Origin of the sequence: Halomonas jincaotanensis (genome assembly GCF_018448785.1) — a bacterium.
In the GTDB taxonomy this organism is placed as follows: Bacteria; Pseudomonadota; Gammaproteobacteria; order Pseudomonadales; family Halomonadaceae; genus Halomonas; species Halomonas jincaotanensis.
Genome location: NZ_JAHCLU010000008.1, coordinates 63,810 through 83,716, shown reverse-complemented (window position 1 = coordinate 83,716; position 19,907 = coordinate 63,810). Strand labels below are relative to the sequence as shown.

Here is a 19,907-nt window from a genome sequence, read left to right as displayed (position 1 = left end):
CTGATCGACGATCTCACCCGCACGCCGATGGAGCCGAGACCCGCCACTGAGGCGGCACGAAGTCGCTGGTGCACAGCATCGGCTGCGGCGTCAGGATTCGCGAGCCCAGCCGGGTCAGCGCCTCGCGGTTGCCCCGCGATGGCGATGGTAATTGGGTGGTGACCGCCACGGGCTGCCAGGTGTCGTTTTGGCGGGTCGCCAGGGTGAAGGCGAAGGGGTGAAAGCCCGGAAAGCCCAGTCGTATGTCGGTGGCAATCAGTGTCTCGCGACCCTCGAGCTCGCGGGTCTCGTAGCGCAGGAACGGACCGGCGAACCAGTCGAGCTGCCGGCCATGTTGGCTTGCCAGCGCGATCGGTTCTAGGTTGGCGCCCCGCGAAAATGTCTCGAACGCCGGTGCCTCGTCCCCATCGAACAGGCCCACCAGGGTTTCGTGGTAAACGTCGCCATCGGCCACCGTGACCCGCCACAACAGGGTATTGAACGGCGTGGGCTGCACCAGCCGGGGCGCCTGTTCCAGGCCCTGCTCGGCGAGCACCGGCGCCAGCCGTTGTTCCACCGCCACCTTGGCGCCGAAAGCGAACACCAGATACACGCACGAAAGCGCCAGTCCCCAGGCGGGGCCGCGCCGACCATTACCGGTAATGAGGGCCACCACGATGCCGATCAGCAGCGGCAGGGAATACAGCGGGTCGATGATGAAGACGATCGGCCAGGCGGTGGGGCGCACGTCGAGTGGCCACCAGATCTGGGTGCCGTAGGTGGTCAGGGCATCGAGCAGCGGGTGGGTCAGCAGGATGAGCCCGAAGAACAGCCCCCAGTGGCGCAGGCCGATATCGCGGGCCGGCGCGAAGCGCGAGGCCAGCAGGGTCAGCGCCGTTGCCAGCCCCGCTAGCACGAACAGCGAATGGCTGAAGCCACGGTGCTCGGTGACATTCGCCACGGCGTCACCATAGTCGATGACCACGTCGAGATCGGGCAGGGTGCCGAGCACCGCGCCGATCAGCACCGCCTTGCGGCCCAGCCTTCGGCCCAGCACGGCGCCACCGATCGCCGCGCCCAGGGCGGCCTGCGTAATCGAATCCATCGCGTAGGTCCTTGGTTAAATGCGTGTCCAGGCCGGGCCGGCGTCCAGAATGCGCGCCTGCACCGGGCAGCCATCGTGATGCGCGCCCGGCAGGTGGCCGGTGCTCATCAGGAATTCGTTGACGATCTCCGGCCCGGTGAAGCGAAAGGTGCGCTTAAACAGCCTGACCCAGTCGCCATGCGCCAGCGGATGCTGCTCTTCCAGCCAGGCGCGAAAGCTGCCGTGCTCGGCCTGGAGACGCCGGATAACCTTGGCGTTGTGGATCGCGGCATCGACCTTGAGGCGGTTGCGGATGATGTCGGCATCGCTGAGCAGGCGCGTGCGTTCGGCCTCGCCGTAGGTCGCCACGCGACCGACCGCGAAGCCCTCGAACGCTCTCTTGAAGGCCTCACGCTTCTTGAGCACGGTGAGCCAAGACAGTCCCGCCTGGTTGATCTCCAGCACCAGGCGTTCGAAGAGCTCGTCGTCGTCGGTCACGGGAAACCCGTATTCGTGGTCGTGATAGGGGCCGTGAAATGGATGCCCCGGCGCGAGATCGCAGTAGTCGCTCATTGAAAGGCTCTCGTTGTCACCCGCCGGGATTGGCAAGGGCGGCCAGGCTTGTCAGGATACCGTGATCGATCAGTGAACCCGGAGACATCCTGCCATGCAATACCTTCATACCATGATTCGCGTCAGCGACCTCGACGCCTCGCTGCATTTCTTCTGTGACCTGCTGGGTCTCAAGGAAGTGCGCCGCAAGGAGAACGAAAAGGGCCGCTTCACCCTGGTCTTCCTCGCCGCCCCCGAGGATGAGTCACGCTCTGCCGAGCTCAAGGCGCCGGAGCTCGAGCTGACCTACAACTGGGACCCTGAAGAGTATTCGGGCGGTCGCAACTTCGGCCACCTGGCCTATCGCGTTGACGACATCTATGCCCTTTGCGAGCATCTGCAGGCCAACGGCGTGACCATCAATCGGCCGCCGCGCGATGGCCATATGGCCTTCGTGCGCAGCCCGGACAACATTTCCGTGGAGCTGCTGCAGAAGGGTGACGCTCTGGCCCCGAAGGAGCCTTGGGCGTCAATGGAAAACACCGGCACCTGGTGATATCCAGGCAAAGCTCGTTGCGCTGTCGCTCTGAAGGGCGGATCAGTCTGGTCGCCAGGCCATCCGCCCGCTGCCGAGAAAGACGAGCGCCAGGGCGCCGAACAGGAACAGGCCCTGCAGTTCCAGTGCCCAGCCGCCGTTGCCGGAAAAGACGCTGAGCTCGTTCATGTGCACCAGGAAGATGGCCACCAGCATGTTGATGGCCATCAGCGCGCCGGCAACCCGTGTCTGCCAGCCGATCAGCGCCATGGCCGGCGCCACGATCTCACCGACCAGCACGCCATAGGCGAGAAAGGTCGGCAGGCCCTGGCCGGCCAGGGTGTCACCGATCCAGGTCAGGCTGCCCGGGTTCAGCAGCTTGGTCAGGCCGTGGGGCAGCAGCAGGCCGGCCACGGCCAGGCGCAGGATCAGCTTGCCGAGGGCGTCGTTGTGAATCGCACGCAACATGTAGGGACCTCGTCGAAGGGCGGGAATTGTCTCGGTGTCCCGATTGGGGCAAGCTTGGCGCTTTCGTTCACGCCGTGTGCCTCAAGGAAGATACCATGAAGATCAATCGTTTAAGCAAGTCGTTGGCCGTGCTACTCGGCGTGCTGACCCTTGCCGCGTGCAGCAGTCAGCCCGCCTCTGAGGGCCTAGAGCCAGGCGGCGAGCTCTCGGGGCCGATCGTCGGGCCGCGCTGGAACCTGCTGCTGGTGGGAACCCACGAGCGACTCTCGTTGCCGGAGAGCGCACATTTCGTGATCGCTCGAGACGGCAGCGTCAGCGGCAGCGATGGCTGCAACCCGCTTCGCGGCGAGGTGCGCCTGGGCGAGCGTCAGCGAATCGAGTTCCAGGACTTCGCTACAACTCGGCGGAGCTGCCCTGAGGCGGAGGACGCCGAGCGCGTCAGGGAGATGCTCGAGACGGCCTATCGCTATCTGATCGATCACGACCGCCTGGTGTTCTTCGGCCCGAACCAGCGAGTGTTGGGAGGCTTTCGCCGCGCCAGCTGACCGGTGTGGCGGTCGAATCTCACCTTCGAGAACCAGACTCGCCAACTGGTTGCGACCGTTCGAGAAGGCGATCTGACTCGCCACCTTCAGTCGCTCCAAGCCTGAGTCGCCAGATGGTGCTCATCGATTTCACCGCCCGCTCGCTATTGGTTTGACAGGCAAGCCGCACAGGCCAGGTTCTGCTTGCTCATGACAGGAGGCTCATTCACTATCTTCCGTGTATCTCAGGAACGATCCGAACAGAACTCCGCGTAGAGAGGTACAGAAGTGCCCAATAAATTCGCGTTGTTGGACTTGGAGCGGGATGAGGCTGTGGGGCTCGACTCGTCCTCTTATTGTCTTGCCGGAACGCCTTCCTGCTAATGACTGACAACTCCCCTCTCTGCACATACGCGTATGAAACGCAGCGTTTGCAGACGCTGGCCGACTACCGGATCCTCGACACGCCAGAGGAGTCTGCATTTGACGATATCGTCGAGGTGGCCTCGCTCATCTGCGAGGCTCCCATCTCGGTGATCAATTTCATTGACCGCGATCGGCAGTGGTTCAAGTCGGAAAAGGGTCTCGGAGTGCGTGAGACCCCACTCGATATCTCGATCTGTGCGCACGCGATCCTGCAGCCGGGGCTATTCATCATACCCGACACTACCCTGGACCCGCGTTTCGCCAACAACCCCTTGGTGACCGGCGAACCCCATTTACGCTTCTATGCCGGTGCGCTACTGGAGAGCCAGGATGGCTATCCGCTGGGGACGCTGTGTGTCCTCGATTATCAGCCTCGCGAGCTGAGCGAACGCCAACGTTTCGCCCTCCAAGCTCTTGCCAACCAGGTGATGGCCCACCTGGAATTGATGCAGGCGCACCGCGAGCAGGCCGAGCTTATCCGCGAGCTGGAGACAGCGCGGCACGACCTGGCCAAGCGTGCCGCTACCGACCCGCTCACCGGCCTGCTCAACCGTCGGGCCTTCGAGCAGCGACTCAACCAGGAAGTGGCGCTGATGCAGCGCGGTGCTCCCCCTGCCGCTCTGATGTTGATCGACCTGGACCTCTTCAAGACGGTCAACGACACCCTGGGCCACCAGGCCGGGGATGAAGTCCTCGTGCGCTTCACCGAGCTGTGTCGGGAGGTATTTCGGCAGGCCGATGTGATAGGCCGCTGGGGCGGCGAGGAATTTGTGGTTATGTTGCCGAGGTCTTCCGTAGCGGAAGCCCATCTCGCCGCGGAGCGGCTTCACCAGATTCTGGCCACCACTGCAATGCTGGATGACATCTCCCCTCCCTTGTACATCACCGCCAGCATCGGGATTTGCTCACTGACCGGCTCCAGCAATCTGGACGAGTGCTTGCAGAAAACCGACGAGCTCCTCTATCAGGCCAAGGATCAAGGCCGTAACCGTACGGTCTGTGAGCCGCAAGGAACGCCGCCTCAACATTAACCTGGGAAGCCTACGCACGAGCGTAAAGAAAACGCTCCTATCAACTGGCGTGCCAATCGACGGTGCCTCGCGCTTTCAGTAACCACGCTCCCACTCCCGCGACAGCGAGGCCCGAGGTAGCGAAGAGCACGAAGGCAGTGACATGGCCTTCGGCCCCGACCAGCCAGCCGGCCAGTGGAGAGCCGGCAACCTGGCCGACCGAGGTGGCGAGCAGTGGCAGCACCGGGGCGAAGGAGGGCGCCTCGGTCATGATCTGGGTGCTCCTGACCAGGTAGAAACCGCTGAGCGTCATGTACCCGGCGCCGAACAGGGCCGCCGATGCCAGCGCAAGGGCGAAATTTCCCGGATCGAGTGCCAGCAGCGCGAGGCTGGAAGACATCACCACCAGGCCGACCACATGGCTGGGGGAAGGCCCGAGGCGCGCGATGAGGTCACCGGCGCCGGCGCCCGCCAGCCCCCCGACGCCGACGGCCAGCCACATCCAGGCGGTCTGGCTCGGCGCGAGCCCCCCGGCATTGATTACCGCATCGGGGGCAAACACCCAGTAGGCCGCACTCACGCCTCCCATGCCGACGGCCAGGCCGCTCAGCCGGGCGATCCCGAACCACTGTGAGCGGCTCGCCGACAGGGCAGCCGGGCGAGGCTGCGAGGAAAAGGAGTGTTGGCCATCCCGCGGCAGATAGCAGAGAGCCGCCAGGGTGCCCAGGGCCGCCAGGGCGGCGAACCCAAGATAGGCGCTGCGCCAGGCCTCCGCCCAGATCAGCACCGCCGGCATGGCGATCGCGATCCCCAAGCTGGTGCCCGCATTGATGGTGGCGTTGACCCGCCCGCGCATCACCCAGGTCGGCACGACCCGGTGGACCGCCTCCGCCATGACCGGCGATGACAGACCGGTGCTGATGCCGCAGATCAGCACGCCGGCGGCCAGCAGCCACGACGACGGCGCCAGGGCGATCGTCACCAGCCCGATCACGGCCAGGCCGGCGGCCGCGACCCCCGTGCGACGAACCCCGAGGCGGCGTATCACCCAGGTAGCGGCGAGGATCGCAAAGACGAAACTCAGGAAAGGCAGGGCGCCGATCACCCCCGCCATGGTCGGGGTGATCGTCAGCTCGTCGCGCATCGCGGGCAAGAAGAGCCCGAACACGAAGCGGGCCAGGCCGTAGGTGATGGCAATGACCCCGCTGCCGAGGGCTGCCATGCCGAGGGGGGGAGAGAGTTTTCATCGGGTCTCGCTCCGGGCAGTGGCGAGGAGGGTGTCGACTATCGCGAGCGTGTCGGCCAGGGCCGTCTGGGCCCCCAGCAGGGCCACCGCCGTATTGCTGCCTTCCAACACCATGAAGAGACGTCGCGCCAGGCCGGCGTGGTGATCCAGCCCGTCGCGCGCCACGGCGGCTTCCAGGCGTGCCAGCAGGTCGGTCTTGGCGGCCGCCGCCAGGGCGTGGATTTCGGGGCTGTGCTCTTCGAACTCGCCCATCGCCTTGGCCATGATGCAGCCATGCTGGCTGTAGCGTTCCAGCCATTCGCTATGCGCATCGACCAGGGCACGTGTCGCCTGGCCCGGCGATGCCGCGGCGACTGCCGCATCGAGGCTGGCGATGAAGCGCTCATGGCGGGCCGCCAGCACGGCCGCCACCAGGGCCTCCTTGGAGGCGAAGTGGTTGTAGAGCGTCATGCGCACCACCCCGGCAGCCGCCACGATGCGGTCGATCCCGGTGGCGTGGAATCCCTGTTCATAGAAGAGTTGCTCGGCCGTGGCGAGCAGCTGGTCGCGCTTGGAGGCTGGCATCGGTGATTATTCCTATATAGACCATTCTATATAAATACAAGACACCCGACGATGTCAAACGCGATGACATTCTGGCCAGCACGGAACGCCAACGGCCCGCATCGGCGGGCCGTTGGCATCTAGGACGGTTGGAAAGGGCAGTGGGCTGCTGATTACATTGCGGCGATCTTGTCGCGCTGTTCGACGAGCAGCGTGCGGGCGGCATGGAAATCCGCCAGCTTGCCGCGTTCCTTCTCGACGACCGCTTCGGGGGCCTTGGCGACAAAGCTTTCATTGCCGAGCTTCTTCTCGATGCCGCCGATCAGCTTGTCCTGCTTGTCGATTTCCTTGGCGAGACGGGCGAGCTCGGCGTCCTTGTCGATCAGGTCGGCCATGGGCACCAGCACTTCCATCTCGCCGACCAGCTGCGTGGCCGAGAGCGGCGCCTGCTCGGGGTCCTCGAGCCACTCGATGCGCGCCAGCTTGGCCAGCTTGGCGACGAACGGCCGGTTGGCCTCGAGGCGTTCGCGATCGCCCGGGCTGCCCTTGGTCAGCAGCACGTCCAGCGGCTTGCCAGGGGAGAGGTTCATCTCGGCGCGAACGTTGCGCACCGCGACGATGACGTCCTTCACCCACTCGATGTCGCGCGTGGCCGCCTCGTCGATCCTCGCTTCCTCGGCCTGCGGCCAGGGCTGATTCATGATCGATTCGCTGCCATCGCCTGCCGCCTTGCTGGCCAGGGGGGCGACGCGCTGCCAGATCTCCTCGGAGATGAACGGCATCATCGGGTGGGCCAGGCGCAGGATCGTCTCGAGTACGCGCACCAGGGTGCGACGGGTGCCGCGCTTGGCGGCGGGGCTGGCCCCGTCGTCCCACATCACTGGCTTGGAGAGCTCGAGGTACCAGTCGCAGTATTCGTTCCACACGAAGTCGTAGAGCGCCTGGGAGGCATGGTCGAAGCGGAAATCCTCCATGGCCCTGGTCACCTGGGCCTCGGTCTGCTGCAGGCGCGAGACGATCCAGCGGTCGGCCAGCGACAGCTCGACCTCATTGTTGTCCTGACCTTCAAGAGAGACGCCGCAATCCTCGCCCTCGGCGTTCATCAGCACGTAGCGCGAGGCGTTCCACAGCTTGTTGCAGAAGTTGCGGTAGCCGTCGAGGCGGCCCATGTCGAACTTGATGTCGCGCCCGGTGGTGGCCTGCGACAGGAAGGTGAAGCGCAGCGCGTCGGTGCCGTGGGCCTCGATGCCGCCCGCGAACTCGTCGCGGGTGGCCTTGGCGATGGCCTTGGCCTTCTGCGGCTGCATCAGGCTGCCGGTACGCTTCTCGACCAGATCCTCGAGGGCGATGCCGTCGATCAGGTCGATGGGGTCGAGCACGTTGCCCTTGGACTTGGACATCTTCTGGCCCTGGCCGTCGCGCACCAGGCCATGCACGTATACCTGCTTGAAGGGCACCTCGCCCGTGAACTTCAGGGTCAGCATGATCATCCGCGCGACCCAGAAGAAGATGATGTCGAAGCCGGTGACCAAGACACTGGAGGGATGGAAGGTCTCGAGTTCCGGCGTCTTCTCGGGCCAGCCGAGGGTACCGAAGGTCCACAGGCCCGAGCTGAACCAGGTATCGAGCACGTCGTCGTCCTGGGTCAGCGTCAGGTCGGCGGCGAGACCGTGCTTGTCGCGGGCCTCCGCTTCGCTGCGGGCCACATAGACGTTGCCGGCCTTGTCGTACCAGGCGGGGATGCGGTGGCCCCACCACAGCTGGCGCGAAATGCACCAGTCCTGCAGGTCGCGCATCCAGGCGAAGTACATGTTCTCGTAGTTCTTGGGCACGAACTGGATGTCGCCGTTTTCCACCGCCTCGATGGCGGGCCGGGCCAGCTTCTCCACCGCCACGAACCATTGGTCGGTCAGTAGCGGCTCGATGATATCGCCGGAGCGGTCGCCATAGGGCAGGGTGTTGTTGACCGTCTCGACCTGCTCGAGCAGACCCGCGGCGTACATGTCGGCAACAAGTTGCTTGCGCGCCGCGAAGCGGTCGAGCCCGGCGTACTTGGCGGGCAGGGTCGGGTCGATGTCGGGCAGCGGACGGCCCTGGATGTCGTAGGCCTCGGCGCGCTCGAGGATGCGGGCGTCCTGGGTGAAGACGTTGATCAACGGCAGGGTCTGGCGACGGCCGACCTCGTAGTCGTTGAAATCGTGGGCCGGGGTGATCTTCACGCAGCCCGAGCCCTTGTCCATGTCGGCGTGCTCGTCGGCGACGATGGGGATGCGCCGGCCGACCAGCGGAAGCGTCACGAACTTGCCGACCAGCGAGGCGTAGCGGGGGTCTTCCGGGTTGACGGCAACGCCGCTATCACCGAGCAGGGTCTCGGGACGGGTGGTGGCAACGACCAGATGGTCGTGGCCCGCGTCGGTGGTCACGCCGTCGGCCAGCGGATAGCGGAAATGCCAGAACTGGCCCTGCTGGTCGCGGTTCTCCACCTCGAGATCGGAAATCGCGGTAAGCAGGGTCGGGTCCCAGTTGACCAGCCGCTTGCCGCGATAGATCAGGTCGTCGTCGAAGAGCTGCACGAAGACTTCCTGCACCGCCTTGTAGAAGCCGTCGTCCATGGTGAAGCGCTCACGGCTCCAGTCGACGCTGGCGCCCATGCGGCGCAGCTGGCGAGTAATATGCCCGCCGGATTCCTGCTTCCACTCCCATACCTTGTCGATAAAGGCCTCGCGCCCCAGGTCGTGGCGGGTCTTGCCTTCCTCGGTGGCGATCTTGCGCTCGACCAGCATTTGCGTCGCGATGCCGGCGTGGTCGGCCCCGACCTGCCAGAGGGTGTTGTGGCCTTGCATTCGTCGCCAGCGGATCAGGGTGTCCATGATGGTGACCTGGAAGGCATGGCCCATGTGCAGGCTGCCGGTGACGTTGGGCGGCGGGATCATGATGGAGTAGGGCTTGCCCTCGCCAGAAGGGGCGAAGCGGTTGTCGGCTTCCCAGCGCTGATACCAGCGGGATTCGATCTGCTCGGGTTGGTACGTCTTGTCCATGGAATCGGTCGGCTCTGGCGTGTCGTCGGCGCACGGGGCGTCGCCGGCAGGTGGCGAAAATGGAGAGGATTATACCCCCTGTGCCGGGGCGCCGTCATGGCACGGCGTTAGCCGCAGCTCACGCTTGCGCTAGCGTTGCGCCTGGCCTTTCAGGTGGTGCGGCGTGACCGGATAACCCCGCTTGCGGTAAGTCTGCCAGCACTCGCGCTTGGCGGTGAGCACATCCTGATGCTGGTTGATGATCTCGGCGACCCGTTCGAAGCGCGAGAACCATTCCGGAATGCCCGGGTGCAGGTTGAGCATCGCCTGGACGCTCAAGTCCGGCGCCGGCGGGTCCGACCAGCCGATGGTCACCGGCACGCTGTCCGCCATGTCGCTGTCAAGCAGGGCGTGGGGCACGTAGGCGTCCGGGCGGAAACACCATAGCCGCTCGTCGAAGTCGCGGGCCATGGCCTCGTCCTCGGCGTGCAGGTGCAGCCGATAGCCCTTGCGGTAGATCGTCTCGGCCAGCCGGCAGGCGAAGCCGAGACGTGCCTCAAGGGTGGTGTCGGGTAGGATGTAGAAATCGACCTGGGTCATTTACAGCTCTTTGCCGTTCTCCACGCTGCGGGCCACTTCCTCACGGTCGAGCAGGTACTGGGTCAGCAGCCCCACCGGGCGGCCGGTGGCGCCTTTCTGCTTGCCGGAGTGCCAGGCGGTGCCGGCGATATCCAGGTGCGCCCAGGGGAACTGGTCGGCGAAGCGCGACAGGAAGCAAGCGGCGGTGATGGTGCCCGCCGGCTTGCCGCCGATATTGGCGAGATCGGCGAAGTTGGAGTCGAGCTGTTCCTGATATTCGTCCCACAGCGGCAGGTGCCAGGCGCGGTCCCAGGCGGTGGTGCCGGCGTCGAGCAGGTCGAGGGCCAGGTCGTCGTCGTTGGCGAGCAGGCCGGTGGCGTGGTGGCCAAGCGCCACGATGGCGGCGCCGGTGAGGGTGGCGATATCGACCACGCTCGCCGGTTGGAAACGCTCGACGTAGGTCAGGGCGTCGCAGAGTACCAGGCGCCCCTCGGCGTCGGTATTGAGCACCTCGACCGTGAGCCCCTTGAGGGTCTTCAAGATGTCGCCGGGCTTGACGGCGCGACCGTCGGGCATGTTCTCGGCCGCGGCGACGACGAAGACCAAGTTGAGCTTGGGCTTGATGGCGAGTATCGACTTGACGGTACCTAAGACGCTGGCGGCGCCGCACATGTCGAATTTCATCTCGTCCATGGCCTCGCCGGGCTTGAGCGAGATGCCGCCGGTATCGAAGGTGATGCCCTTGCCCACCAGCACGTGCGGGGCGTCGTCGGGGCTTTCCGCGCCTTGGTAACTCATAACGATCAGCCGCGACGGCTCGGCACTGCCACGACCCACGGCGAGCAGGCTATTGGCGCCCAGGCGTTCCAGCGCCTCTTCATCGAGGATGTCGACCGAGAGCGCACCGTCCGATGCCGCGCTCAATGTCTCGGCCTGCTCGGCCAGGTAGCGCGGCGTACACACGTTGGGCGGCAGGTTGCCGAGGGTGCGCGTGTAGGCGACGCCCTCGCCGATGGCGTCACCGATGCGCGCCCCTTCCCGGGCAGCCGCGGAATCGCCGCTCTCGCTGACCAGCAGGGTCACCTGCTCGAGACGCGAGCGCGGGGTCTTCTCGGACTTGAACTCGTCGAAGCGGTAGATGGCGCGATGGGCCGCCTCGGCGACCATGCGGGCCTTCCAGTGGCAAGCGCGCTCGGGCAGCGGCACATCAGTGAAGGCCACGGCGGCGGCGTCCACCGGCAGTTTCGCCAGGGCGGTGAAAGCGGCGTCCAACGCCTTGCGGAAGGCACCTTCCCGGTGCTTGTCGCGTTCTCCCAGGCCCACCAGCAGCAGGCGCTCGGCACCGATGCCTGGCGCGAAGGGGATCATCTGGAAGTTGCCCAGCTTGGCCTCGAAGTCGCCGCGCTCGATCAACTGGCCGATCAGGCGCTCGGTGGCGTCGTCGAGCTTGGCCGCGGTGGGCAACAGTTCGCCGTCATTGAACACCGGTACCACAAGACAGGACGTCTCGGTCTTGACGGGGTTGGCGGTCTGAACTGGGAATTCCATGGTGTCTCCACAAGACAAGCGATAGGGTTGCGGTCCGGGGGCTAGCAAGCCCAAGAGTAACGACACTCAAGGTTTACAAAGCCAAGGGTTACAAAAATAGGGGGATTCTGGATAATGCCGGCACTCGGCCGTGTCACGTCAGTGTACCCAACACATGGCCCGAATGCATGGAAGGCCGCTGCATGATCATCTTTCGTTACCTGACCCGCGAGATCCTGCTGACCATGACGGCGGTCGCCGGCGTGCTGCTGCTGGTGATCATGGGCAGTCGCTTCATTCGCTACTTCAGTAATGCCGCCGAGGGCGAGATTCCGGCAAGCATTCTCGGTACCCTGATGCTCTTTCATCTGCCCGGATTTCTGGAGCTGATCCTGCCGCTGGCGTTCTTTCTGGGCATTCTGCTGGCCTATGGCCAGCTCTACCTGAACAGCGAGATCACCGTGCTGGTGGCTTGTGGGACCAGCCCGCTGAAGCTGCTGCAGGTGAGCCTGGTGCCGGCCGCCGTGGTGGCGGTACTGGTAGGACTGTGCAGCCTTTTGCTCACGCCGGCGGGAGCCCTGCAGAACGAGGTAATGATCGAGGATCAGCGCAGCCAGATCGATTTCTCGGCCCTGGCACCGGGGCGCTTCCAGGACTTTGGCGGCGGCCGTACCGCTTATACCGAAGCCTACAACGATGACCGCACTCGCATGCAGAGCGTCTTTATCAGTGAACGCCAGCAACGCCGCGACGGCACCCCCGAGAGCGTGGTCACCCGCGCCGATCAGGGCTATCAGGTGGTCGACGACGAGACCGGCAGCCGCTTTCTGGTGCTGGCCGACGGTGAGCGCTACAGCGTCGAACCGGGCCGCCATCAGGCCGAGCGGCTGATCTTTGAGACCTATGCCGTACGCCTGTCGCGGGCCGAGGATCGTGCAGAGCTATACTCGCCGGAGTATGCCACCACTGCCGCCCTGTTCGATGATGACGACCCGGAAGCCCAGGCGCAGCTTCAGTGGCGCCTTAGCATGCCGCTGATGGTGTTCGTGCTGACGCTTCTCGCCATGCCGCTGTCACGCGTCAACCCACGTCAGGGACGCTTCGCCAAGCTGCTGCCGGCGATCTTCCTGCATATTGCCTACCTTAGCCTGCTGCTCGCCGCCCTGGACGCCATCGGCCGCGGCAGCCTGCCGGTGGCAGTGGGCATGTGGCCAATACACGCCGGGTTTCTGGCCCTCGGCCTGGCGATGATGGCCAACGCACAGCGCAAGGGGATGAGCGGATGATCACCGACCGTCTGGACCGCTACATCGCCCGCCATGTACTCGGCGCTATCCTCGTGGTGCAGGTGGTGCTGCTGGGGCTCGATCTGGTGATCACCTACATTAACGACCTTGGCGACATCGAGGGCGACTATGGCGCATTTCAGGTCTTCGTCTTCTTGCTGATGCGTCTGCCCTGGCGCTTCTATCAATACGCCCCGGTGGGCGTGCTGATCGGTGCCCTGATCGGGCTTGGCACCATGGCCTCGAGCAACGAGCTGACGGTGATGCGTGCCGCCGGGCGCTCGCTGACTCGCATCCTATGGGGCGTGATGAAACCGGTGTTGCTGGTCGTCGTGCTGTTGCTGCTGATGGCCGAATACGTCAGCCCGCGGACCGAACAGTTCGCCAGCGCCTGGCGGCTAGAGCAAATCCAGGGCGAAGGCGCCGTGGTCACCCAGCGCGGCGGCTGGCAGCGCGAGGGCGACAGTTTCTACCGCTTCGGCGCCATTCGCGCCGATGACACCGTGCTCGACCTGACCCGTTACCACTTTGACGGGCAGCAGCTGCGCGAGGCCGTCAGTGCGCAACGGGCGGTGTGGCAAGGCGATCAATGGCAGCTCGAGGAAGCGGCCGTGACGCGTTTCGAAGAATCGAGCACCGAGGTCGAACACCACGACACCCTGGTTTGGGAGACAGACCTGACGCCCGACCAGCTTGGCCGCTTGTTGCGCGAGGTCGAAAGCCAGGCGCCAAGCGAGCTGTGGGCGCTTTCCCGTTACCTTCGCACCCAGGGCCAGGAGGCCTCCGCGCCGCTGCTGCATTTTTGGCAGAAGCTGCTGTTGCCGCTGACGCTGGCCTCACTGGTGCTGGTGGCGGCGTCGTTCGTGTTCGGGCCGCTGCGCACCGTGGCCGCCGGCACGCGGGTGTTCTACGGGGTGATCACCGGGCTTTCCTTCAAGTATCTGCAGGATCTGCTGGCCCCGGCATCGACGATCTTCGGTTTTTCGCCGGCCTGGGCGGTGCTGGCGCCGACGCTGATCTGCGCGGTGCTGGGGCTCTATCTGCTGCGACGCACCGGCTGAGACGCTGTACTCTCCGCCCCGCCAGGGCGTTACCTGAACCGCTAAGGGCTCGACATGCAACGACGCTTCGACCAACTCGACGACGTCTGGCCCGCCGGTCTCGGCCGGCGGCTGGGCGCCATGCTCTACGACGGCTTTCTGGTTGCGGCGATATGGCTGCTGGTCACGGCGCTGCACCTGGTCACCATGCGCCTGGTGCTGGGGCTGCCGCCCGAGGAGGTCGGTAGCGGGCTGGCTCAGGTGCTGTCGCTGCGGGGGCTGTTGCTGCTCAGTGCTTATGCCTTCTTCGCCTTCTTCTGGGTGCGTGGCGGCATGACCCTGGGCATGCAAGCCTGGCGGCTACGTGTGCAGACCCTCGACGGCGCCTCGATCACCCCGGTTCAGGCAATGGTGCGCTTTCTGATGGCTTGGGTATCGCTGGCTGCCCTGGGGCTTGGTTACTGGTGGACGCTGTTCGATCCTCAGCGACGCAGTTGGGGCGATATCGTCTCGCGAAGCCAGGTCGTCGTGCTGCCCAAGCCCGACAAGAGGCGCTGAAACTTCGGCCGTTTAGCGCGTTCGAAATAAACAGGACAAAAAAGGTACGGATTCTTGTTGTAATACACCATGCGAATCGTTTACATTTGATATCACGGTCTTCGGGTAGCGCTGACGAACGAGGTGAGGCGAATGTATGTCTGTATCTGCAAGAGTGTGACGGACCACCAGATCCGCCAGTCCGTCGAGGATGGGGCGCGCAGCTGGCGCGAGGTGCAGGCCGATACCGGCTGCGGCACCCAGTGCGGAAAATGCGCCTGCCTGGGCAAGAACGTGACCCGCGAGGCCGTGGTCAGAGAGCTTAACGCTGCCACCGCCGATCTCGCCTACGCGGTATGATTGCATGATGGCTTCTCCGCGCTGCCTTCCCCCCAGGCAGCGGCACGCGCCACCGGGGCTTCGTACCGTTCAAACCGCTCCAAAGCTGGCCCCAGACTGTTGTCGTTGTCGGCCCTTCTTACGTCGACTAGCCAATACCAAGGTGTGTCATTCATACTGAGTGGCATGGAATGCATGCTCGGCAGTACTGCCTCGGCAAGCCCCGACACCTGACCGCGACAATGAGGGAGCACGACGATGAAAGGTGATATCAAGGTCATCGAATATCTCAACACCGCGCTCGGCAACGAGCTGGTGGCCATCAATCAGTATTTCCTGCACGCCAAGATGTACAAGGACTGGGGCCTCAAGGCATTGACCAAGTGGGAATACGATGAGTCCATCGAGGAGATGCAGCACGCCGACAAGCTGATCGAGCGCATCCTTTTCCTCGAGGGCGTGCCCAACCTCCAGGATCTCGGCAAGCTGCACATCGGCGAGAATGTGCGCGAGATGCTCGAATGCGATCTGAAGATCGAGCACGAGGGCCGCCAGGACTACATCGAGGCGATCACCCACTGTGAGCAGGTCAAGGACTACGTCAGCCGTGATCTCTTCCGCGACATCCTCGCTGACGAGGAAGACCATATCGATAATATCGAGACCGAACTCGGCCTGATCGACAAGGTGGGCATCGAGAACTACATGCAAAAGCAGATGCAGGAAGCCGGCGACGAGTAATCTTAGCGGCCTCTACTGCCTGCCTTTAGCGCCTCGCTGTCTGTAGCGGGGCGTTTTGTCGTGTTCGGCAGGCAACGGGCGGGCTCAAGGCTGCCGCGTCAGGCAACGTCCTTGTCAAGAAAAGGCCTTCTCCAGCGCGAACCGCGGCACCGGCTCGCCCTGTACCTCGACGGTTTCCGTGAACATCTCCAGCGGTCTCACCCATAGGCCGTAATCGCCGTAGAGCGCGCGATAGACCACCAACGGCTCCTCGGTCTCGCTGTGATGGGCGACGCCAAGCAACTCGTAGTAATGGCCCTTGTAGTGAGAGTAGATGCCGGGAACAGGGAGGGCTTGGCTCATGTCGTGGCTCCTTCGGTCGGGGGGCGGATAGCCGCCTGCTTGGCCAGTCGCGCCAGGGCACGGGAGGCGGCGACGAAGCCGAAACTGCCGGTGACGAAGGTGGCGGCGCCGAATCCCGAGGCGCAATCAAGCCGGGTGGCCTCGCCGGTGCTCGGCTTCTGGAAGCACACCTCGCCATCGCTGGCAGGATAGACCAATTGTTCGTCGGAATAGACGCACTCCACCGAGAAGCGCCGCTTGGGATTACGCGAGAAGCCGAAATCGCGACGCAATCGCGCGCGCACCTTGGCGAGCAGTGGGTCGTGCTCGGTACGCGACAGATCCGCTACGCGAATGCGCGTCGGGTCGGTCTGGCCGCCGGCCGCCCCGGTCACTACGATCGGCAGCTTGCGGCGCTTGCACCAGGCGATCAGCGCCGCCTTGGCCACCACGCTGTCGATGGCATCGAGCACCAGGTCGGCATCATCGGGGAGGCGCACGGCAAGATTGTGCGGCGTGACGAAGGCGCTGTCGGCGACCACCTCGATCTCCGGCTGGATGGCCCGGCAGCGTTCTGCCAGTACCTCGACCTTGGGGCGCCCGATGGTACCGTCCAACGCGTGCAGTTGGCGGTTGACGTTAGACACGCAGACATCGTCCAGATCGATCAGCGTCAGCTTGCCGATACCCGAGCGGGCCAGCGCCTCGACCGCCCAGCTGCCCACTCCACCCACGCCGACCACGACCACATGCGCACGGCGAAAACGCGCGAAGGCGCGATTGCCGTAGAGCCGGCGGATACCCCCGAAGCGCAGCTCGTGGTCATCACCAGGATGGCTGGTGAAAGGCGGCAGGTCTTGTGTCACGGCGTCGCTCAAGGAGTCGTTTTCAAATGAGGTCGGGGAATCGCTTATGGGCATGGGTGTCATCGGATGGAGCGTCATGGGGTCGGGGCAGGGTCGACAGTGGACGCTTCGAACCGCGCCTGGTTCACCGGCAGGTGACCGGCCCAGCCGAAACGTTCAAGCAGGCTCGCCATCGTCGGCTCGAGGCCGCAGGTCAGCCGCAGCGGGCGTCCGTCGACCGGGTGATCGAAGACCAGGCCGACCGCCGCCAATAACAAGTGAGGGCAGCCCAACTGCTCCTTGAAGAAGCGATTGTGGTTGCTCTTGCCGTGCTTGGCATCGCCGATGATCGGATAGCCGCGGCGCGAGAGGTGGCGGCGAATCTGGTGACGTCGCCCGGTCATTGGTCGCGCCTCCATCAGTGAATAGCGCGCCTGGGGATAGCGATCGACGTTCACCGGTAGTTCGACGCTGTCCAGTCGCCTAACCTCGGTGATGGCGGCCAGTGCCGGCATTTCCGCCTTGGGGCGTCGGCCGTCCTCCTCGCGTAGGGCGTAGTCGAGGCGTGCCTGTTCGGGGCCCACGCCGCGCACCACCGCCAGATAGCGCTTCGCCACCCGGCGCGCCGAAAAGGCCGCAACCAAGGGGGTGGCCACCTCGGGCGACAGCGCGAACACCATCACCCCGGATGTCGGGCGGTCCAGCCGATGCACCGGATAGACCCGCTGGCCAATCTGGTCACGCAGCTGCTGCAACAGGAACTCGCGCTCGCCGTGGGCGAGTGCCGTTCGATGCACCAGCAGGCCCGCCGGCTTGTGCACAGCGACCAGGTGATCGTCGCGGTAGAGTAGAGTCAGCGGTGGTGTCATGGCAGCGTCGGCACAGGATAAAAGGCACAAGGGCAAGGGTAAAGAAACGATAGAGAGGGCACTATTGTCGCTGCCCGAGGCGGTACTGTCATCCTAGTGGCCCCAGTTGCCGGATTTCCTGTCGCAAGGTCTGGTGCCGCGCGCTCAGTTGCTCTTGCCAGTTTTCGAAAGCCTGGTTTGCCTCAGTCGAAAGGCGCCGGGCCATTTCCGAGCCGCTGAATTCAAGCATTAACCCGAGTTGAGTGGTCAGGTCCTGGAAGTCACCAAGCAGTTTCTGGCGGGTCTTGAGGCGCTGGAGTAGGTCGTGGTGTCGATCGGGGCCTAGCTCTGCTTGGTAACGGATGCGCTTCACCGTCTTGCGCAGCTCATGCTGGGCCTCGTCCGAAGACGACGCGTCCAGGTCTCGCCATTGGTCGTCGTGGCGAGCGATGCGCTGGTCCAGCACCGCTTCGATTCGTTCTTGGTTGGCGGCGGCCAGCAGGTTGTGGAAAGCCTTCGTGTCCAGGCAGCGTCGCCAGTGTTGCATTTTCCTGGCGTAGTCTCGTGAGGCGAGTTGCCGGCGGAGCCCGGCGTGTTCTGCCGCCGCCTCTTGTCGCAACCAGTCCCGTAAGGCCTGGATGGCATCGTTGTCGTGTTCGGTAGTGGTTTTGGTTTTCACCACGGTTTCGAGGAAGACCTCGAGGTCACGCAACCGGCTGGTGGCGCGGGCGCGACGCTTCACTCCCTTGAGTGCCTTCTTCACCTTGGGCGCGGGGGCGACGGCCAGCAGCGACTCAGTGATGGCGCGACTGCGACGCAGATTGACTCGGTACTGGTGCAGGAACTCGGGGTCCCAGCCGGCGCGGACGCCGGGCTCGAGGGCACGAATCATCCGGTACTGATGGCGCAGCTGCCCTCTGATGCGCTTGGGGAGGTTGCTACCCGAGAGTTTGGGTGACTTGGGGGCGCGGCGTTTGAACAGCGCATGACTCGCCTCTGCGGGTGTCAAGCTTGCCACCAGGGTACCGTGGCCCTTGCCGAGCTTGCGCCAGGTCTCGCTCGGCAGGGTGATATGGAGCATGCCCGCCGTAGGCAAGCGCTCGGGTGGCGAGTCGGCAAGTCGCCGAGCCAGGTCCAGCAGGGCCGGATTATGGCCAATCAGGGTGAGGGTGGCAGGATCGGCGTTGGTGGTTTTCAGCCATCCGCGCAGCGTCGCTTCGTCGAACGTATACAGGGCGCCATCGTGCTGGGCGCGCCTGGCCAGGTCGAGCTCGGGAAGGGCGGCATCCAGCTCCTGAAGGGTCTGTTGTGCCCGGGTCGCCGTGCTGACATGAATGTCTCCCGCGAAGGCACCGAGCCGTTGCAGCGGTGTCCCCATGGCAGCTAGCTGGCGCTGACCACGCTTTTGCAGCTGGCGTTGTGGGTCGGGGGTAGCGCTGCGGCGTGCCTTGGCGTGTCGGATCAGGAATAGATGCTTCATGGCCATCCTCGGGATGAACGGTGTATCTCATCGACAGCCTATATCATGGCCTTGAAGTTGGGGCGAGGCTCCCGCATCTACCTAACATGGCCATCGCGCGTTTCGCCATTCGCTTGGACAAGGAGTCCCCATGAGTTTCACCACCCTACCCAATCCCGGTCTCGGCACTTTCCGCCTCGAGGGCGACACCCTCAAGCAGTCGGTTCATGCCGCGCTGGCATGCGGCTTTCGCCACATCGACACGGCCCAGATGTACGGAAACGAGGCCGACGTCGGGGCGGCGATTGCCGAAAGCGATTTGTCGCGAGAGGACATCTTCCTCACCACCAAGGTCTGGTACGACAGGCTCGAGCCTCAGGTGCTCAAGGCCAGCGTCGACGAGAGTCTGGCCAAGCTCGGTACCGACTACGTAGACCTGCTGTTGATCCACTGGCCCTCACCCGATGACGCGGTGCCCATGGCCGAATACCTGGGCGCCCTGCGGGAGGTACAGCAGGCCGGCAAGGCGCGGCATATCGGGGTGTCCAACTTCACCATCGCTCAGGTTGACCAGGCCGTCGAACTCCTCGGCGCCGATGCCCTGTTGACCAACCAGGTCGAGGTGCATCCCTTCCTGCAGAACCACAAGCTCGTCGAGCACTGTCAGCGCCTGGGCCTCACCGTGACCGGCTACATGCCGCTGGCGGTCGGCAAGGTGATGAAGGACGACACCCTCAAGCGCATCGCCGACGAGCACGACGCCACCCCGGCGCAGATCGCCCTGGCCTGGGTCGTCTCGCGGGGCATCGTGGCGATTCCGTCTTCCACCAAGGCCGAGAACCTGCAGAGCAACATGGAGGCCCTGCGGATCGAGCTGAGCCAGGCCGAACGCGACGCCATCGCCGCCCTGGATCGCGGCGAGCGCATCGCCGACCCGGACTTCGCCCCCAGCTGGGATGCGTGATGCGTTGTCTAGCCGTGTGGATGTCGGGTAACGAGTA

The 19,907-nt window shown here is 64.6% G+C and carries 21 protein-coding genes; 9 read left to right on the top strand and 12 right to left on the bottom strand.

Annotated elements, in window-relative coordinates:
• Positions 1–13: 13 nt before the first annotated feature.
• Positions 14–1,084 (bottom strand): metal-dependent hydrolase, encoded by a 1,071-nt coding sequence (locus KG088_RS09100; protein ID WP_213825206.1) that lies wholly within the window; start codon positions 1,082–1,084, stop codon positions 14–16.
• Between the two features lie 15 nt (positions 1,085–1,099).
• Complete coding sequence (locus KG088_RS09095; protein WP_213825205.1) at positions 1,100–1,636, bottom strand: DNA-3-methyladenine glycosylase I; 537 nt, start codon at positions 1,634–1,636, stop codon at positions 1,100–1,102.
• Positions 1,637–1,730: 94 nt separating this feature from the next.
• Here KG088_RS09095 and KG088_RS09090 point away from each other — a divergent pair, with 94 nt between their 5' ends.
• Positions 1,731–2,171 carry a VOC family protein gene (locus KG088_RS09090; RefSeq protein ID WP_213825204.1) on the top strand — a complete coding sequence of 147 codons (441 nt, stop codon included), beginning with the start codon at positions 1,731–1,733 and terminating at the stop codon, positions 2,169–2,171.
• A gap of 42 nt (positions 2,172–2,213) precedes the next feature.
• On the opposite strand, the gene KG088_RS09085 is transcribed toward KG088_RS09090, so the two are convergent.
• Positions 2,214–2,618, bottom strand: a complete 405-nt coding sequence (locus KG088_RS09085) for a DoxX family protein (protein WP_213825203.1) — start codon at positions 2,616–2,618, stop codon at positions 2,214–2,216.
• A gap of 95 nt (positions 2,619–2,713) precedes the next feature.
• Between KG088_RS09085 and KG088_RS09080 the strand changes: the two genes are divergently transcribed.
• On the top strand, positions 2,714–3,163 hold the full coding sequence (locus KG088_RS09080; RefSeq protein WP_213825202.1) for an META domain-containing protein: 450 nt from the start codon (positions 2,714–2,716) through the stop codon (positions 3,161–3,163).
• Between the two features lie 410 nt (positions 3,164–3,573).
• Positions 3,574–4,599 (top strand): sensor domain-containing diguanylate cyclase, encoded by a 1,026-nt coding sequence (locus KG088_RS09075; protein ID WP_250148170.1) that lies wholly within the window; start codon positions 3,574–3,576, stop codon positions 4,597–4,599.
• 40 nt (positions 4,600–4,639) lie between these two features.
• Here KG088_RS09075 and KG088_RS09070 read toward each other — a convergent pair whose 3' ends face one another.
• From KG088_RS09070 to KG088_RS09050, 5 genes are all read right to left on the bottom strand, one after another.
• Positions 4,640–5,800 (bottom strand): MFS transporter, encoded by a 1,161-nt coding sequence (locus tag KG088_RS09070; RefSeq protein ID WP_213825200.1) that lies wholly within the window; start codon positions 5,798–5,800, stop codon positions 4,640–4,642.
• A gap of 21 nt (positions 5,801–5,821) precedes the next feature.
• A complete protein-coding gene (locus KG088_RS09065; protein WP_213825199.1) occupies positions 5,822–6,388 on the bottom strand; it encodes a TetR/AcrR family transcriptional regulator in 567 nt (188 codons plus the stop codon).
• A gap of 152 nt (positions 6,389–6,540) precedes the next feature.
• Positions 6,541–9,405 (bottom strand): valine--tRNA ligase, encoded by a 2,865-nt coding sequence (locus KG088_RS09060; protein WP_213825198.1) that lies wholly within the window; start codon positions 9,403–9,405, stop codon positions 6,541–6,543.
• Between the two features lie 129 nt (positions 9,406–9,534).
• Complete coding sequence (locus tag KG088_RS09055) at positions 9,535–9,984, bottom strand: DNA polymerase III subunit chi (protein WP_213825197.1); 450 nt, start codon at positions 9,982–9,984, stop codon at positions 9,535–9,537.
• Positions 9,985–11,511, bottom strand: coding sequence for a leucyl aminopeptidase (locus tag KG088_RS09050; protein WP_213825196.1), 1,527 nt, complete (start codon positions 11,509–11,511; stop codon positions 9,985–9,987). It abuts the gene before it with no gap.
• A gap of 182 nt (positions 11,512–11,693) precedes the next feature.
• Here KG088_RS09050 and lptF point away from each other — a divergent pair, with 182 nt between their 5' ends.
• The 5 genes from lptF (at position 11,694) to bfr (ending at position 15,433) form a co-directional block, all read left to right on the top strand.
• Positions 11,694–12,776, top strand: a complete 1,083-nt coding sequence (gene lptF / locus KG088_RS09045) for an LPS export ABC transporter permease LptF (protein ID WP_213825195.1) — start codon at positions 11,694–11,696, stop codon at positions 12,774–12,776.
• A complete protein-coding gene (gene lptG, locus KG088_RS09040; protein ID WP_213825194.1) occupies positions 12,773–13,837 on the top strand; it encodes an LPS export ABC transporter permease LptG in 1,065 nt (354 codons plus the stop codon). Before lptF ends, lptG begins: the two co-directional genes overlap by 4 nt.
• A 54-nt stretch (positions 13,838–13,891) precedes the next feature.
• Positions 13,892–14,374, top strand: a complete 483-nt coding sequence (locus KG088_RS09035) for an RDD family protein (RefSeq protein ID WP_213825193.1) — start codon at positions 13,892–13,894, stop codon at positions 14,372–14,374.
• 132 nt (positions 14,375–14,506) lie between these two features.
• On the top strand, positions 14,507–14,713 hold the full coding sequence (locus tag KG088_RS09030) for a (2Fe-2S)-binding protein (protein ID WP_213825192.1): 207 nt from the start codon (positions 14,507–14,509) through the stop codon (positions 14,711–14,713).
• A 237-nt stretch (positions 14,714–14,950) separates the two neighbouring features.
• Positions 14,951–15,433, top strand: a complete 483-nt coding sequence (gene bfr, locus KG088_RS09025) for a bacterioferritin (protein WP_213825191.1) — start codon at positions 14,951–14,953, stop codon at positions 15,431–15,433.
• A 114-nt stretch (positions 15,434–15,547) separates the two neighbouring features.
• Here bfr and KG088_RS09020 read toward each other — a convergent pair whose 3' ends face one another.
• The 4 genes from KG088_RS09020 to KG088_RS09005 form a co-directional block, all read right to left on the bottom strand.
• A complete protein-coding gene (locus tag KG088_RS09020) occupies positions 15,548–15,775 on the bottom strand; it encodes a DUF1653 domain-containing protein (RefSeq protein WP_213825190.1) in 228 nt (75 codons plus the stop codon).
• Positions 15,772–16,620, bottom strand: coding sequence for a tRNA cyclic N6-threonylcarbamoyladenosine(37) synthase TcdA (tcdA, locus tag KG088_RS09015; protein WP_319941412.1), 849 nt, complete (start codon positions 16,618–16,620; stop codon positions 15,772–15,774). Before tcdA ends, KG088_RS09020 begins: the two co-directional genes overlap by 4 nt.
• A gap of 74 nt (positions 16,621–16,694) precedes the next feature.
• Positions 16,695–17,468 carry a pseudouridine synthase gene (locus KG088_RS09010; protein ID WP_213825188.1) on the bottom strand — a complete coding sequence of 258 codons (774 nt, stop codon included), beginning with the start codon at positions 17,466–17,468 and terminating at the stop codon, positions 16,695–16,697.
• A gap of 88 nt (positions 17,469–17,556) precedes the next feature.
• Positions 17,557–18,927: a CHAD domain-containing protein gene (locus tag KG088_RS09005; protein ID WP_213825187.1), complete on the bottom strand. Its 1,371-nt coding sequence runs from the start codon at positions 18,925–18,927 to the stop codon at positions 17,557–17,559.
• 130 nt (positions 18,928–19,057) lie between these two features.
• Between KG088_RS09005 and dkgB the strand changes: the two genes are divergently transcribed.
• A complete protein-coding gene (dkgB, locus tag KG088_RS09000) occupies positions 19,058–19,870 on the top strand; it encodes a 2,5-didehydrogluconate reductase DkgB (protein WP_213825186.1) in 813 nt (270 codons plus the stop codon).
• Positions 19,871–19,907 lie beyond the last annotated feature (37 nt).